Raw genomic sequence first — 15293 nt, forward strand, 5'->3', positions numbered from 1 at the left:
CAATTATGTGGTATTTCGCATGGATTCTGGGTGTACTCTTAGCGTGTGCGTTCGGCATCATTAACGCGCTTTGGTTAGAGCACTCAGAAATGATGGACAAAGACAGTGAGTAATCTCACTGCGCGTGTCACTAAGTGGCATGCGCCAATGGATAAGACCCTATTTCGGGTCTTATCTTTGGTGTTGGGTTTTTACCATGTCGCTATGGTGATGTGGGATCCAGAACGCTACGCTGCATCCATTGGCGGTTTTAATGCCGTGATCTCACCGCTGATGATTTGGGCCATTTGCTCAAGCATGGTGTATGGCATTGGCTTTAAGCCGCAGAAATGGGTTTGGCAGTGCCTGTTTAGCCCCTATTTCTGTTTGAGTGTTTTGGGCTACCTCACCGTAGTGAGATTGCTCTAAACGCGATCCCCTCACCGCAGGCGAACCCGTCCGCTCATTCCATGAGCGAAATAGCACTACTGATTGAAAGGTAGTGCTATTTTTTTGTTTCAATCTTTGAAAAGCGCCGATAAGCCCTTGCGTAAACCCCAATGAGTTGCGTTATAGTAACAAACCGTTTGTGATGGGCTTGCGTCCTTTCTCCGGTGGGACCGATAGGCACAAGGAGCCGAGATGACATTTGAATGGCCAGTGACGGTCTACTACGAAGATACCGATGCCGGTGGCGTGGTATATCACTCCAACTACTTAAAGTACTTTGAACGTGCGCGAACCGAGCTACTTCGCACTATCGGTGTATCGCAACAGCGTTTACTGGAACAAAAGTTGGGTTTTGTAGTCCGACACATGGATATCGACTTTTTACACGGAGCGCGTCTAGACGACCATCTCAAAGTGCTGACGCGCGTCGAAGAAATCAAAAAAGCATCGCTCACATTCTGTCAGGAAATCGTTAATCCTGAAGGAAGGTCATTGTGTAAAACAATGGTTAAGGTAGCATGTATTGATAATGAGAAAATGAGGCCAACGGCGATACCTCAGTCAATAATTACGGAGTTTACACACGGTGACCGCTGATATTTCCATGCTGGATCTGTTCCTGCAAGCAAGCTTGCTGGTAAAAATGGTCATGCTGATTCTTTTGGGCATGTCGATAGCCTCTTGGGCGATGATCATCAAGCGCAGTAAAGTGCTCTCACAAGCCGCGAAAGAAGCGGAGACGTTTGAAGATAAGTTCTGGTCGGGCACCGATCTTTCTGTCCTTTATCAAGCGGCCAATAAGCGCAAAGATGAACTGGCCGGAACGGAAGAGATTTTCTACTCGGGCTTCACAGAGTTTGCTCGCCTACGTAAATCCAACGCTGATTCGCCAGACTACATTATGGAAGGCACGGGACGCTCGATGCGCGTCGCAGTCGCTCGCGAAGTCGATGAGTTAGAAACACATCTGCCGTTTCTTGCGACCGTTGGCTCCATCAGCCCTTATATTGGTTTATTTGGCACGGTTTGGGGCATCATGCACGCCTTCATTGCACTGGGTGAAGTGAAGCAAGCGACGTTAGCTATGGTGGCGCCAGGTATCGCCGAAGCATTGGTAGCGACTGCGATGGGTCTGTTTGCTGCTATTCCTGCGGTAATGGCTTACAACCGCCTGAGCAATAAAGTGGGCAAGCTTGAGCACAACTACGCCACCTTCTCTGAAGAATTCCACAGTATCTTGCATCGTCAAGCGATGGCCGGAAGAGACAAAGCGTCCAAGGAATAAGCGCGATGGCAGGCTATCAACCGAAAAAGCGTAAGATGACCGCAGAGATCAACGTCGTGCCTTACATTGACGTGATGTTGGTACTGCTGATCATCTTTATGGTGACTTCACCGTTTGTTACGCAAGGGGTCGATGTTGAGCTACCTAAGACCTCCACCGCCAAACCTGCCTCAGAAATGGCGGGAGACAGCGACGCGAGCTTCATCATTGTCGAAATCGACCGAGATGGAAACTTGGGGCTAAGTGTCAACGACGAAGACGTGGTGCGCGGCTTATCACTGCAAGACATTATCGTGCGAGTTAAAGCGGAGCTTTCACTTAAGCCCGACTCACCGGTTGCTGTGGGCGGCGACGCGGCCACCCCTTATGCCGAAGTTGTCTTGGTGCTGGATGAGCTCAGCCGCGCGGGCATTCCTAAAGTCGGCCTCCTGACAGACATCAAAGAGTAAGTGCTCCTAATCTATGAAAGAAAAGAAGTCTCTATTTCGTGAATACAAAAAGCCCATACTGATTTCAGTTGGGCTTCATGTGGCTTTGATGGTGGCACTGATTTGGGGAACGGATTTCACCATGTCGACGCCAAAACCAACGGGCCAGCTCGTGCAAGCGGTGGTCATAGACCCAAGTGCGGTGCGCGCGCAAGCACAGCAAATTCGCAGCCAGCGTGAAGAGGCCGCGAAAAAAGAGCAAGAGCGTCTCGATAAGCTGCGCCGAGAAAGTGAAAAGCTCGAGCAGAACCGTAAAGCGGAAGAAGAGCGCATTCGCAAGCTAAAAGAGCAGCAAGCGCAAGAAGCCAAAGCGGCGCGCGAAGCAGAAAAACGCCGTGTTGAGAAAGAAAAGCAGCGCGAAGCGGAAGAGCAGCGTGTAGCCAAACTTGAGGCGGAGCGCAAAGCGAAAGAAGAAGCGGTGAAGAAAGCAGAGCAAGAACGCCTAGCCAAAGAGGCGGCGATTGCTAAAGCAGAACAAGAGCGCGTCGCTCGTGAGAAAGCCGCGCAAGAGGCGCAAGAAAAGGCGCGTCGTGAGCGTGAAGCGGCGGAAAAAGCGGAACAAGAACGCATAGCGAAACAAGAAGCGGCGAAGAAGGCTGAGCAAGAGCGGATTGAAAAAGAGCGTGCAGCCAAAGAAGCCGCAGAAAAAGCGCGTCAAGAGCAGGAGCGTTTGCAGCGACTGGAACGTGAGCGCAAAGAGCAAGAGGCGGCGCTTAACGATATCTTCGCTGGCCTAGAGTCAGAGTCACAGAGTAACAGCAGTGCGCGTTCACGCCATGTAGCCAGTGAAGCGGACCGCTACGGAGCGATTTACACCCAGCTGATCCAGCAGAATTTATTGCTTGAGGACAGTTTTCGGGGAAAGTCTTGTTTGGTTAACCTGCGCTTGATACCCACGGGATCGGGCGCGATTGTTGGTAATTTGAGCGTTCGAGAGGGTGACAGCCGTTTGTGCGCTGCGACTAAGAGTGCGGTCGCCAAAGTCGGCACCTTTCCGCTGCCAACCGATCAAGACATAGTGAACAAGTTAAAAGACATCAACTTACGAGTAATTCCTGAGTAATTCAGGATTGAGTAAAAGGAAATGCTTGTGTTAAAGCGATTAGTATTAGGATGGGTGCTCACCACTATGAGCCTGTTTCAAGTAGCCAACGCGGCCTTGGAACTTGTTATTACCGACGGTATTGATTCTGCGCGTCCCATCGCGATTGTGCCTTTCCAATGGGAAGGTGCAGGCAAGTTACCTGAAGATGTGTCTAACGTGATTGCATCTGACTTGCAGCGCAGCGGTAAATTTAGCCCAGTTGCCACCAGTAAAATGCCACAAACGCCGTATAACGAATCTGACGTCAACTTTGATGCTTGGACGAGCATCGGTGTGGATGCTCTCGTCACCGGTAGCATTAGCCAAAATGCGGAAGGCAACTACGTGATCAACTACCAGCTAGTGGATGTGGTACGTGGTCAGTTGACGCAAGGGCAGAGCAAAGCGCTCAGCGACGATGGTCAATTGGTCCTATCAAAAGATCACGTGCTGTTTAACAAGCGTGCCACCGTACCGGGCGATCGCATGCGTGAGTACGCGCACCGCATTGCCGACCTTGTCTACCAAGAGCTAACCGGTGAACGCGGCGCCTTTCTGACCCGTATTGCCTATGTGGTTGTCAATGACAAAGAGACGTTCCCTTATCAGCTTCGCGTCGCCGATTATGATGGCTACAACGAGCGTTTAGTGCTGCGCTCTAAACAACCATTGATGTCACCAGCTTGGTCACCGGACGGTCAGCAGCTTGCCTATGTGAGCTTCCAAAACGGCCAAGCAGAAATCTACATCATGAACATTTACACCGGCAAGCGTGAAAAAGTGACCTCTTATCCGCGTCACAATGGGGCGCCACGATTCTCACCAGACGGCAGTAAGCTGGCTTTGGTGCTGTCAAAAACCGGTAACTTGCATGTGTATACTCTGGACCTAAACAGTCGCAAGTTAACTCAGGTGACGACGGGTCGCTCGAATAATACGGAGCCGTTTTGGCACCCAGATGGTAAATCTCTGATCTTTACCTCGGATCGGGGTGGAAAACCTCAGATTTATCAAGTAGATTTGGCAAACGGGTCATCCAGTCGAATCACTTGGCAAGGAAGTCAAAATTTAGGTGGACAAATCACGCCTGATGGTCGTTTTCTTGTGATGGTTAACCAAAGCAACACCGGTTTTAACCTTGCAAAACAAGACCTAGAAACAGGGGCGGTACAAATCCTAACGAAAACACTGCTCGATGAATCTCCGAGCATAGCGCCAAACGGTGGCATGGTGATTTATAGTTCGATCTATAACAAAGCCAATGTGCTGTCCATGGTCTCCATCGATGGGCGTTTTAAAGCGAGATTACCAGCGACAAACGGACGTGTTCGTGCACCTGCATGGTCACCATTTTTGTAGCAAGTAAATACCTAAAATAAGGAAAATCAACAATGCAACTTAATAAAGTGTTTAAGGGGCTTCTAATTGCGCTTCCTGTCCTTGCAGTTACAGCATGTAGCTCAAGCGACGACGCAGCTAACGCTTCTGGTTCTGAAACTAACCAATCAGTTCAAGGTTCAGCGAACGGTACAGATACCACTATGGTCTCTCCTATCGATCAAAACGCTCAACTGTCTGAGCAAGAACTAAAAGAGCAAGCGCTACGTGAAACGCAAACTATCTACTTTGCTTTCGACAATGCAACTATCGCAGCAGATTACGAAGAGATGCTAGCAGCACACGCGGCATACCTAAGCAAAGATCCTGCGCTTAAAGTGACTATCGAAGGCCACGCGGATGAGCGCGGTACGCCTGAGTACAATATTGCCCTAGGTGAGCGTCGTGCGGAAGCCGTAGCGAAATACCTACAAGCACTTGGTGTTCAAGCTGATCAAATCGCTATCGTAAGCTACGGTGAAGAGAAACCTCTTCTTCTTGGTCAGTCAGAAGATGTTTACGCTAAGAACCGCCGCGCTGTTCTAGTGTACTAATTCGAGGATTGCCTCATGTTCAGTAACTTAAAGCGAGCGTTTACGCTGACGTTACTGGCAAGTGCAGCGAGCTCTGTGCTCGCTGCACCAGCCCCAGTATCTGATCTCGGCAGTAGTGGCAACGGCGCTGCGTCGACATCCGTTGTGCGTAGTAACGAGTCAGACGTAGAGCGTCTTGAACGCTTATTAGAAAACCGCAACCGTGTGCAGCTACAAATGCAGCAGCAACTTGATGGTATGGCGCTAGAAATTAGCGACCTTCGCGGACAAATCGAAAAGAATAATTACGACATGCAGCAAATGCTGCAACGTCAACGTGAGCTGTTTATCGAACTTGATAAGCTGCGCGCTCAAGCCAGCGCCGCGCCTGCTGTGGTCCCTGCGGATGCCGCAGACAACGAGCCGACCGGCACATTCAGCTCCGATGCGAGCGAGCAAGAAGCCTATCAAAACGCCGCCGATCTCGTGCTGAAAAAGCGCGATTACACCGGCGCGATCGCTGCATTTAAACAGTTCCAGCAAGACTACCCAGATTCTAGTTTTGCGCCTAATGCCCACTACTGGTTAGGACAGCTCTATTTCGCTAAGAAAGAAGACAAAGAAGCCGTGAACAGCTTTGCCGCTGTGATTGCCTACCCAGAGTCCAACAAGCGTGCAGACGCACTGCTCAAATTGGGTGACATTGCTAAGCGCAACAACAATGAAGCGCAGGCGAATAAGTACTACCAACAGGTGGTCGATGAGTACCCTACCAGCGCATCCGCCAATATGGCAAAGGAACGCATGTAGACTCTGTATCGTCGCGTGTCTCGTCGCCCTGGGGCAACACATCATCAACAAGAAGGAGCGCGTGTCGCTCCTTCTTCATTTTGGGTTCGATAGCCTTTGTCTCTTACGCATAAGCAGCGGTTTTAAGGATGAGGTGGAATCTACAACACACTTGGGGTTACAATATTCGGATTACTGGAAGTTGCGTAGAGCAAGAGCAATGAGCCACATACTCGATAAAATTGAAACCGTTTACCCATTCCCTCCTAAGCCCGTTCCGCTGACGGATGCAGAAAAGCAGGCCCACGTGGCCAATATTAAAGCGCTGCTGAAAGAAAAAGACGCGGTACTGATTGCCCACTACTACACTGATCCTGAAATTCAGGCGTTGGCAGAAGAAACCGGCGGCTTCGTGGGTGATTCGCTTGAGATGGCGAAGTTTGGTAACCGTCACCCAGCCAGCACTTTGATCATTGCGGGTGTTCGCTTTATGGGTGAATCTGCAAAAATCCTCACACCTGAAAAGCGCATCTTGATGCCAACCCTAGAGGCGGAGTGTTCTCTTGATTTAGGCTGCCCAGCGGATAAGTTCAGTGAGTTCTGCGATGCACACCCTGATCATACGGTGGTGGTGTACGCCAACACGTCTGCTGCGGTAAAAGCGCGCGCTGATTGGGTGGTGACGTCGAGTATTGCACTCGAAATCGTCGAACACTTAGACGCGCAAGATAAGCCGATCATCTGGGGCCCAGATCGTCACTTAGGCTCTTACATTGCCAACAAAACAGGCGCAGAGATGTTGCTTTGGCAAGGGGAGTGCGTGGTTCATGACGAATTTTCCGCAGACGCACTGCGTAAGATGAAAGCCGTCTACCCTGAAGCGGCTATTTTGGTCCACCCGGAATCTCCCGCTAGTGTGGTCGAATTGGCCGATGCGGTTGGCTCGACCAGCCAGCTGATCAAAGCCGCTAAGGCGCTGCCACATAAGCAGATGATCGTCGCGACGGATAAAGGTATCTTCTTCAAAATGCAGCAATTGGTGCCAGAGAAAGAGCTGATTGAAGCCCCAACCGCTGGCGCGGGTGCAACGTGTCGCAGCTGTGCACACTGCCCTTGGATGGCGATGAATGGGCTTAAAGCGATTGAAACCGCCCTGCGTGATGGCGGCAAAGAGCACGAAATCTTTGTGGATGAAGCGCTACGAGTGAAATCACTCATCCCGCTTAACCGCATGCTTGATTTTGCGGAGCAGCTTAACCTGCAAGTGAAAGGCAACGCCTAATCTTTGATGCGTTAAACGCCTATTGAGAGAACCAGCCATTGTGTTAGCGCATTGGCTGGTTTTTTTCGTTGTAGGGATCCGCTAGTATGAAAGCCATAGACGCCAATATCACAACAGTAGAGACTCAGCATGACATTGTGGCTCACCTTTAGAAAGTGGATGATGACGCACTTGTTCAAACTCAGTGCACGCAATGTGCTGATTTTGTTTTTTCTCTACGTGTTGATTGCATGGGTCTTGCTTGATGCCAGTGGTGAGCAAGCACTCACACAAGATATTTCAACCTATTTTTATTTTTTGATGGTGACCGCCTCGACCGTGGGTTATGGCGATCACTCACCGCAGACTGCCACAGGAAAATGGGTTGTGATGTTGTTTGTCATCCCTGGTGGTTTAACCTTGTTCGCGGCCTTAATTGGACGACTGGCGGGCAGTGCGGTGGACTATTGGCGAGCCGGTGTATTAGGAAAACGGAGAGTGGGTGTGGAGAATCATATACTACTGTTGGGGTGGAACGGGCAGCGCACGATGCATTTGATTCGGATGCTACAGCATGAGGAAGCGGGCAAGCGCCCGATTGTACTGTGTAGCCGCTCAGACATCGAAAACCCACTGCCTGGTGAAATTGGCTTTGTGCGAGTCACCAGTTATACCGACCAGCAAGAGATGGCGAAAGCGTCTATCACCGATGCGAGCTGTATCGTGGTCGACAATCTAGAAGATGACATCACGCTCTCTGCGGCTCTCTACGCGGCGAACGTGAACCCCAAGGCTCATTTACTCGCGTACTTTAAAGATGAGGCGCTCAGCCAGCTTCTTAGCCAGCATTGCCCGAATGCCGAGTGCATACCCGCAGTAGGTGCAGAAATGCTCGCCAAAGCGGCCGTTGACCCGGGCTCTAGCGCTTTGCATCAAGAGTTGCTTGCTTCGACGCGGGGTATGACGCAGTACTCCACCACGTTACCAACTGGCTTTATTCAGCGCGACATCGCGCCTATTTTTGATTACATGAAGCGAACTCATCAAGCGACATTAATCGCAATCGATGTTGGTGAGGGGATTGAGCTGAACCCGGATTTAGATCGGCAAGTCAAAGCGGGCGATAAGCTGTTCTATATTTCAGATGAACGAATCGAGTCATTCCAGTGGCAAAAGTTGGATTAAAAAACGCGGCGTGATGCCGCGTTTTTCGTTTCCATTCAGGAATTAATCTTGCTCCGCCAGCATTGATCCGCGCATGGTAAGGCCGCATAGCATGGTAGGTACGGCGTTGAAAATCTCTTCAAACTGCTCTAAACCCTCAATACCTTGGTCGGCCAAGGTGGCGATGGAGGTTTCGGGATCGTACAACATGCTGATAGAAAGCAGTACCCCACCCAATAGGGCGTTATCTTCGCTCTCTTCTGGCATGATGGTTTCCCAATCATCGCGCGCGAGCTGCCAACCTTGCAGTAAGCCTTCGCAGAAATCGCGTGTTGCTTCGTTGACGATCTCTTCTTCATCAATCTGGCAGCTCTCTGGCCATTGCCATTCATTGTTTAACAGGGCAGGGCGGTAGTCATTCCACATCGCGATCACCGCTTCAATGTAGGACTCAAGCTGCTCACCATCGGAAAACGGAGCGACGTCTTCACCGCCCCATAAGAATGGAAGCCACTCTTCCGGTGCCAGCACGTTCGGTGCCGCGGCCATGGAAGTCACAAAACCACGAGTTTTGTTTTCGTTAATAAGTCGGCCTTCTAGTTCTGGCAGAGCTAGGATCTCTTGTAGCGTCAAAATGGGTTCCATTGAGTGTTTGAGTTGTGATGGAGCAATGTTAACAGTCTCTTTCTGAGAGAAAAAGGTTGAACCCTAGTGATATCCGCTATAATTTTTTAGAAACAGTAAAAATTCAGACGTTTATGAAAATTCGTTCTTCCCTCAAGCGCAAAAGTAGTTATGCGCTGGCGCTCTATTTGGCGCTGGCGGTGACGCTCATTGGTACCGTGAGCTACTTGGTGGTTGAGCCACCGATTCGCGATCAGTTGGAAGCGAATTTGGATCTGCGTACTGAGCTCCTGTCGGCGCAAATTGAAGAACCGATCAATAGCTCGCTGGGCATTTTGCAAAGCATTGTCGCCATCGGCAGCAACAACGAGCCGCAAGATCACCAAGAACGGATTTTGTACAAACTGTTTGAAACGCTACAGGGCATCACTGTCAGTGGTGGACTGTGGCCGGCCTCGAACCAAGAGGGCGCTCAAGACACGCGTGAGACACAGCTCCAAAGCCTGTTTTTTACCCGAGCCAGTGATGGCCTGATAGATAGAATACGCTCATGGGATAACCCTGCTTTAGGGGGTTATCAGCAAGAACCATGGTTTACAGCGGCGGTGGAAAAGCCCGCCGGTTATGTCGCATGGTCTGAAGTCTATATTGACCCGTTCAACCACATTCAGATGATCACCGCTTCCTCGCCATACTATGTGGACGGGCGATTTGCCGGTGTTGCGACCGTCGATATTTCATTATCCAGCTTGGTGAGATTTGTTCGCCAACATGCCGAGCAGTACGATCTCGGCGTCATCTTGCGCGATGCCTACGGAGACTTGGTGACTGAGCACAATTTTCAAGTCGTGAGAGGGATGTACATCAGTCGCTTCCAATTTGGTGAGTTTAATTGGAGCGTGGATGTCATCAACGCCAAGCGCCTCGTGACCGAACAAGTCTATGAAGTCGTCTACAAAGTGGAGGCGGGGATTGTCCCCATCATGCTGATCTGCGTACTGATTGGGTACTTTTTGATTAACCGCTACCTCATTTCTCCCATCGTCTATATCGCCAAAAAAGTGGACGATTCCCGCGAAGGTGGCGTGATAGACATTACCTACAACAGCCAAGATGAAATTCGCCACCTTATCGACACGTTTAACCAAAAGACCGTGTATCTTGATGCGGAAAAACGCAAGGCGCAGGCCTCGACCGAAGCGAAAAGCGCGTTTTTAGCCTCGCTGTCTCACGAAATACGCACACCGATGAATGGCGTCTTAGGTACGGCGCAGATTCTACTCAAAACCGATTTAGATGATGAGCAGCGCAAACACATGAAAACCCTCTATGACTCTGGGGATCACATGATGACGCTGCTCAATGAAATCCTCGATTTCTCCAAAATTGAGCAAGGTCGGCTAGAGCTCTCAAATCATCCTTTCCCGCTTGAATCGATCATCGGCAGCGTAAACAGCGTCTATTACACCCTGTGTAATGAAAAAGGACTCAAGCTAACCGTGCACAGTGACGTACCGGATGGGCGTTGGTACTGCGCCGACAAAGCGCGTCTAAGGCAGATCCTATTTAACTTGCTCAATAACGCGGTGAAGTTTACATCTCGCGGCTACGTGGAAGTGCATTTGAGTGAACAAAAGCGTGATGGGAAGAACTACCTCAACGTCGAGGTCAGAGACTCGGGAATCGGCATCGCCAAAGAAGCGCAAGGGAAGATCTTTAATCCTTTTGAGCAAGCAGAGTCTTCAACGACACGACGTTACGGTGGAACAGGGCTTGGCCTCTCTATTGTTAAACAGATTTGTGAACTGATGAACGGCGAAGTAAGCGTAACCAGTGAGGTAGGGATCGGCTCGAGCTTTCACATCAGCATCGAAATGGCCATCAGTGACATTCAACCTGTCGAAATGGCTCAGCGGTGCAAAGTGGACTACAAAGGGCTCAAAGCGCTGATTGTGGAAGATAACCGCACCAACTCCGTGATCATGAGCACGTTTTTGGCCAATAAAGGCTTTACGTGTGATTGTGTCGATAATGGTCAAAAAGCCATTGATGCGATTGGCTCAACGCACTATGACCTAGTGTTAATGGACAACCACATGCCCGTAATGGATGGGATCGAGTCCACCACAGCGATTCGAGCGCTCCCCGATGGCCATGCCAGCACCTTGATTTTTGGCTGTACGGCCGACCTGTTCAAAGAGACACAAGACAAAATGTACGCCGCAGGTGTGGACGCCATTATCTCCAAACCCATCGATGAAACCGAGCTTGACGACACACTGTTCCAGTTTACTCATCGTCTGTACGGTTCAATGAGCGCAGTCATTTCAAACGAAGAAGAGTTAGAGAAAGCACTAGTGAGTCTGTTCGTAGCGATTGAAAATCAACAGTTTGAAGAAGCACTGACCTACGTTAAAACGATTCAAGCAAGTGTCGACTCGTCGAAAAGTGCCAACTTACGTCAAGCCATCGACAACCTTCACGGTGACATAGAAGCCAAGCGTACGCCGAGCCAAATCGATTTGGATACTCTCGCCGTTGAAGCGAGTCGGAACCTCTAGAATTGGCTGCCACATTCACCTCAATACTACCTGAATGCTCGTTTTGCTCAGAAAATACACAAAGGTCAAAAAGGCAGTGAAAAATGCTACCTTGCTCACACTATTTGGTGGGTTATTGACCAAGCTTACTTAAATTCGAGATCAAAAACTGCAAATTTACTGTTCTAATAGCGCCATCAACTGGGTGGTGTTTTTATCTTAGTTGTATGTGTTGCTGTTTGTGTGTTGTTTTAGTTTATTGTTTGGTGAGTAAAATGAGGCCTAGAGCGCCGTTTTGTATTCGTCATGCCGCTGCAGATACCTTTGCAATGGTCGTGTTTTGCTTTATTTCCGGAATGATCATTGAGATCTTTATCTCTGGTATGACATTCGAGCAGTCTCTTGCATCAAGAACGCTGTCTATTCCCGTCAATATCGCCATCGCATGGCCTTATGGTGTGTTTCGTGACTTTGTATTGCGCCAAGGGCGACGACTTTCGCCATCAGGTGCAATGAAAAGCGTCTCAGACTTGCTGGCTTACGTGCTGTTTCAATCCCCGGTCTATGCCGGCATTCTTCTGGCCGTGGGGGCATCCACCGATCAGATCATGACGGCCGTTGCTTCGAACGCTGTCATCTCATGTGGTATGGGTGTGTTGTATGGCTATTTTCTCGACCTATGCCGCAAGTGGTTCCGCGTTCCGGGTTACTACCAACGCGCGTAATTGCATGAACCTTAACCACTTAACCCAATAAGTAGCCAAACAAACCCAATGACTTGGCTTTTTTTGGGAATGGGTCTTGACCTAAGGTAATAGAATCATTAAATTAGCGCCTCGTTGGTGAGCAACACCAACCACAATTTGATTCGGTGAGTTGTCCGAGTGGCTGAAGGAGCACGCCTGGAAAGTGTGTATACGGCAACGTATCGAGAGTTCGAATCTCTCACTCACCGCCACATTCTAAGAGGTCTGATTTATCAGGCCTTTTTTCATATCTGAAGATTGAAGAATATTTTAGATAGCTACTCTAGAACCAACACATATCATTCAGCCCAAGTCTAACTTCTCGTAAAGGTCGAACCATTACAAATCAGGCTTGAGTCCAGTCACATTCACTACAAAAAAGCGCGCAATCCAGCGGCGGTAGTCCGAAAATTTCAAATTAAACATCATGCCAAACGTGACGCAAGTCACCAAACCTAACCCATTTCTAAGACTTTATCGCCATATGCAATTGAGCTGTATATCATGATTTCAGAATGATGATCGGCGCCTATTATGTTCCAGACTACCTCTTTTTATGATGCGCACGCAGATGTGCTAGCGAAGCAATACAACTCAGTGTCGTTTGAGTCTGTTCACCAGTCTTGGCGGGCCTATTGGCCGAGTGCGGGCGCGTCTGTGCTTGATGTGGGGGCCGGTTCTGGGCGAGATGCAAAGTGGTGTAGTGCACAAGGGTGTGAGGTCATTGCTATCGAGCCGAGTGATTTGCTGCGAGATATTGGCAAACACAGCACGGGCCCGAATGTCACTTGGCTGAAGGATTCACTCCCTAGGCTAGAGAACACGCTCACCCTAGGCATGCGCTTTGACCTGATCTTAGTCAGCGCAGTATGGATGCATATACCGAGTAGCAAACGGGAGCGCGCGTTTAGGAAACTCTCATATCTTCTTGCTCCCAATGGCAAGCTTGTGATCAGTTTACGTCATGGTGAGTTCGATGATGGGCGCCACAGCTTTCCCGTTTCGGTGGACGAAATTAAGCGCTACGCAAGCGAACGTGCGCTACAAATGGAGTTGGTCACTGATAGCGATGATTCTCTTCAACGCAGCGGTGTGCATTGGCAAACCGTTGTGCTGTCCCTACCTGATGATCGTTCTGGAAGTCTCAACACCGTTCGCCGTATTGTGATCAATGACAGTAAGTCGGCCACCTACAAATTGGCTTTATTGCGCACACTTTTACGCATTGCTGATGCTCATCCCGGCGCAGTGATGGAGAGAGCCGATGGCAAGATAACGCTACCAGCCGGCTTAGTCGCGCTCTACTGGGTCAGGCAGTTTAAGCGACTCATTGATGTCGATATCCAAGGCATGGGGATTCAACAAAACTCCAATAGTAGTAAAGGTCTGGGTTTTGTAAAAGAAGATGGGTGGCACCAACTCAACCATCTAGCGGCGGATGATTTTGCCATTGGTGCGCTCTTTATGGGGGATGACGCCAAAGCCATCCAAAAGCTCTTCTCTCACACACTGGTGACCATCAAATCAGGTCCCGTAACCTTTATTTATCAAGGCAGTAAAGACAATCGCTTGTTTGAGTTATGTTCACCTTCCTCTCGTCGCAAGCGTCAAGACTCAGTGGTATTGGATGGCGCGTTTTTCGCAAGCTACGGTGAGTTTGTACTCGATGAGAGTTTGTGGGAGTGCTTTCGCTTGTATCACTCATGGATTGAGCCTTTAGTCGTCAACCAATGGGTTAAAGAGATGCAGCGATTCGAGTTAAATCGCCAGCGTGATATAGCGCTACATACCTACCATAATTGTTTGGTCTGGATTGATGCTGCGCATGATACGCGTGATGTACGGCAAAGAGTTGAGGAGCTCAAAGGTCAAGGGACGGAGATTGTCAGTGTGTGGAGCGGTAAGCCGCTCGCAGATGCGTATCACGTTGATCATTGCTTGCCTTTTGTGTACTGGCCAAACAACGATAAGTGGAACTTATTTCCGACGACATCAGCGGAAAACCTGAAAAAGAGTGACCGACTGCCAACAGTTAAACGCCTGTATGACTCGAGAGTGCGAATCCTAGATTGGTGGAATGTTGCGTGGGGAAATGATGCACATCGCCAGCGCCGCTTTTTCACTGAAGCCGCATTATCGCTGCCCAATTTACCCGCCGCGTGTACCGACTTTGAGGCGGTATTTGAAGCGATGGGGCTTCAAGTGCGAGGGGTAAAAAGCCGCTTACTTGTCTCTGAGTGGTAACCACCATGACCTACACCGGAATTGATGGCTGCAAAGCAGGCTGGTTGGCTTGGGTAGTGACAGAAAGTGCACTGCCTAAAGTCGTGATTGGAGAGAGTTTGGACGCGCTGGCGGCGCAGATTGGGGAAACTGGAGTGTGGCTGGTGGATATGCCAATCGGCTTTAGCACCCCAGATCAGCCAGATAGGTTATGTGATAAGGCGGCGAGGGCGTTGCTCAAAGGGCGCCGTGCGTCGGTGTTTTCCGTACCTTGTCGTGAGGCGGTCTATAGTGAGAGTTACGAGCGCGCCTGCGAGCAAAATGTGGCGCGGTTGGGCAAAAAGTTCTCGAAACAAACCTGGGGTATTGTCCCTAAAATGCGTGAATTGGATGCCTTTGTCCGATCTCGGCGCAGTGCGTCACTGTCTGTACGTGAAGCGCATCCCGAGCTGGCCTTTGCGGGGCTATCTGGTCAACCGATGGCGTGGAATAAAAAGTGTGTTGAGGGGCATCAAGAGCGGTTAGCGCTGCTAAATCACATTGCCCCTGATTGGATAGCGGTGCTCAACTCAGCGCTGGCGAGCGTGCCGCGTAAAGTGGCGGAGAAAGATGACATTCTCGATGCGTTTGTTCTGATGTGTATTGCGATGCGACCAGAAGAGTGGGTGAGCGTACCAAACCCTGCCAGCGATTTAGAATCTGGCTTACCGCGTGAGATTGTCTATCTACCGAGCGCCGATGTGAGCTGAG

The 15293-nt window shown here is 49.9% G+C and carries 16 protein-coding genes and 1 tRNA gene; 16 read left to right on the forward strand and 1 reads right to left on the reverse strand.

The window, feature by feature from the left end; genetic code table 11:
- Nucleotides 1-5 precede the first annotated feature (5 nt).
- From cydX to AC6R03_RS14100, 11 genes are all read left to right on the forward strand, one after another.
- The gene (gene cydX, locus AC6R03_RS14050) at nucleotides 6-113 is read left to right on the forward strand and encodes a cytochrome bd-I oxidase subunit CydX (protein WP_000270284.1); all 108 of its coding nucleotides are present in this window, start codon (nucleotides 6-8) and stop codon (nucleotides 111-113) included.
- Nucleotides 106-408 (forward strand): cyd operon protein YbgE, encoded by a 303-nt coding sequence (gene ybgE / locus AC6R03_RS14055; protein ID WP_500631935.1) that lies wholly within the window; start codon nucleotides 106-108, stop codon nucleotides 406-408. The genes cydX and ybgE overlap by 8 nt, the downstream gene beginning before the upstream one ends.
- A 213-nt stretch (nucleotides 409-621) precedes the next feature.
- The gene (ybgC, locus tag AC6R03_RS14060) at nucleotides 622-1026 is read left to right on the forward strand and encodes a tol-pal system-associated acyl-CoA thioesterase (RefSeq protein WP_334550962.1); all 405 of its coding nucleotides are present in this window, start codon (nucleotides 622-624) and stop codon (nucleotides 1024-1026) included.
- Nucleotides 1016-1714, forward strand: coding sequence for a protein TolQ (gene tolQ, locus AC6R03_RS14065; RefSeq protein ID WP_500631936.1), 699 nt, complete (start codon nucleotides 1016-1018; stop codon nucleotides 1712-1714). The genes ybgC and tolQ overlap by 11 nt, the downstream gene beginning before the upstream one ends.
- A gap of 5 nt (nucleotides 1715-1719) precedes the next feature.
- Nucleotides 1720-2163, forward strand: a complete 444-nt coding sequence (locus tag AC6R03_RS14070) for an ExbD/TolR family protein (protein ID WP_487902661.1) — start codon at nucleotides 1720-1722, stop codon at nucleotides 2161-2163.
- A gap of 13 nt (nucleotides 2164-2176) precedes the next feature.
- Nucleotides 2177-3265, forward strand: a complete 1089-nt coding sequence (tolA, locus tag AC6R03_RS14075) for a cell envelope integrity protein TolA (RefSeq protein ID WP_500631937.1) — start codon at nucleotides 2177-2179, stop codon at nucleotides 3263-3265.
- Nucleotides 3266-3292: 27 nt separating this feature from the next.
- A complete protein-coding gene (tolB, locus tag AC6R03_RS14080; protein ID WP_500625849.1) occupies nucleotides 3293-4645 on the forward strand; it encodes a Tol-Pal system beta propeller repeat protein TolB in 1353 nt (450 codons plus the stop codon).
- A gap of 32 nt (nucleotides 4646-4677) precedes the next feature.
- Nucleotides 4678-5217, forward strand: coding sequence for a peptidoglycan-associated lipoprotein Pal (gene pal, locus AC6R03_RS14085; protein ID WP_334550954.1), 540 nt, complete (start codon nucleotides 4678-4680; stop codon nucleotides 5215-5217).
- A gap of 15 nt (nucleotides 5218-5232) precedes the next feature.
- Nucleotides 5233-6006, forward strand: coding sequence for a tol-pal system protein YbgF (gene ybgF / locus AC6R03_RS14090; protein ID WP_500631938.1), 774 nt, complete (start codon nucleotides 5233-5235; stop codon nucleotides 6004-6006).
- Nucleotides 6007-6205: 199 nt separating this feature from the next.
- A complete protein-coding gene (gene nadA / locus AC6R03_RS14095; protein ID WP_500631939.1) occupies nucleotides 6206-7267 on the forward strand; it encodes a quinolinate synthase NadA in 1062 nt (353 codons plus the stop codon).
- A gap of 129 nt (nucleotides 7268-7396) precedes the next feature.
- Complete coding sequence (locus tag AC6R03_RS14100; protein ID WP_500631940.1) at nucleotides 7397-8431, forward strand: ion channel; 1035 nt, start codon at nucleotides 7397-7399, stop codon at nucleotides 8429-8431.
- Between the two features lie 42 nt (nucleotides 8432-8473).
- Here the strand turns inward: AC6R03_RS14100 and AC6R03_RS14105 are convergent, their stop codons facing one another.
- A complete protein-coding gene (locus AC6R03_RS14105; RefSeq protein ID WP_500631941.1) occupies nucleotides 8474-9043 on the reverse strand; it encodes a UPF0149 family protein in 570 nt (189 codons plus the stop codon).
- A 125-nt stretch (nucleotides 9044-9168) separates the two neighbouring features.
- Between AC6R03_RS14105 and AC6R03_RS14110 the strand changes: the two genes are divergently transcribed.
- The 5 genes from AC6R03_RS14110 (at nucleotide 9169) to AC6R03_RS14130 (ending at nucleotide 15292) form a co-directional block, all read left to right on the forward strand.
- Complete coding sequence (locus AC6R03_RS14110) at nucleotides 9169-11595, forward strand: hybrid sensor histidine kinase/response regulator (RefSeq protein WP_500631942.1); 2427 nt, start codon at nucleotides 9169-9171, stop codon at nucleotides 11593-11595.
- A gap of 254 nt (nucleotides 11596-11849) precedes the next feature.
- A complete protein-coding gene (locus AC6R03_RS14115) occupies nucleotides 11850-12299 on the forward strand; it encodes an L-alanine exporter AlaE (RefSeq protein WP_487902653.1) in 450 nt (149 codons plus the stop codon).
- A gap of 145 nt (nucleotides 12300-12444) precedes the next feature.
- Nucleotides 12445-12532: transfer RNA gene (locus tag AC6R03_RS14120), tRNA-Ser, on the forward strand.
- A gap of 322 nt (nucleotides 12533-12854) precedes the next feature.
- Entirely contained in the window at nucleotides 12855-14564 is a 1710-nt protein-coding gene (locus tag AC6R03_RS14125) for a class I SAM-dependent methyltransferase (RefSeq protein ID WP_500631943.1), read from the forward strand.
- Nucleotides 14565-14569: 5 nt separating this feature from the next.
- On the forward strand, nucleotides 14570-15292 hold the full coding sequence (locus AC6R03_RS14130; protein WP_500631944.1) for a DUF429 domain-containing protein: 723 nt from the start codon (nucleotides 14570-14572) through the stop codon (nucleotides 15290-15292).
- The last annotated feature ends 1 nt before the right edge of the window (nucleotide 15293 follow it).

The organism is Vibrio sp. R10-SG-ISO4 (assembly GCF_059834135.1).

Excerpts from the sequence above, each read along its gene's own strand:
- ybgF (WP_500631938.1), top strand. The coding sequence starts at position 5,233 with ATGTTCAGTAACTTAAAGCGAGCGTTTACGCTGACGTTACTGGCAAGT.
- AC6R03_RS14130 (WP_500631944.1), top strand. The coding sequence starts at position 14,570 with ATGACCTACACCGGAATTGATGGCTGCAAAGCAGGCTGGTTGGCTTGG.
- tolA (WP_500631937.1), top strand. The coding sequence starts at position 2,177 with ATGAAAGAAAAGAAGTCTCTATTTCGTGAATACAAAAAGCCCATACTG.
- AC6R03_RS14100 (WP_500631940.1), top strand. The coding sequence starts at position 7,397 with ATGACATTGTGGCTCACCTTTAGAAAGTGGATGATGACGCACTTGTTC.
- AC6R03_RS14115 (WP_487902653.1), top strand. The coding sequence starts at position 11,850 with ATGAGGCCTAGAGCGCCGTTTTGTATTCGTCATGCCGCTGCAGATACC.
- nadA (WP_500631939.1), top strand. The coding sequence starts at position 6,206 with ATGAGCCACATACTCGATAAAATTGAAACCGTTTACCCATTCCCTCCT.
- AC6R03_RS14110 (WP_500631942.1), top strand. The coding sequence starts at position 9,169 with ATGAAAATTCGTTCTTCCCTCAAGCGCAAAAGTAGTTATGCGCTGGCG.
- AC6R03_RS14125 (WP_500631943.1), top strand. The coding sequence starts at position 12,855 with ATGTTCCAGACTACCTCTTTTTATGATGCGCACGCAGATGTGCTAGCG.
- cydX (WP_000270284.1), top strand. The coding sequence starts at position 6 with ATGTGGTATTTCGCATGGATTCTGGGTGTACTCTTAGCGTGTGCGTTC.
- AC6R03_RS14070 (WP_487902661.1), top strand. The coding sequence starts at position 1,720 with ATGGCAGGCTATCAACCGAAAAAGCGTAAGATGACCGCAGAGATCAAC.
- ybgC (WP_334550962.1), top strand. The coding sequence starts at position 622 with ATGACATTTGAATGGCCAGTGACGGTCTACTACGAAGATACCGATGCC.
- pal (WP_334550954.1), top strand. The coding sequence starts at position 4,678 with ATGCAACTTAATAAAGTGTTTAAGGGGCTTCTAATTGCGCTTCCTGTC.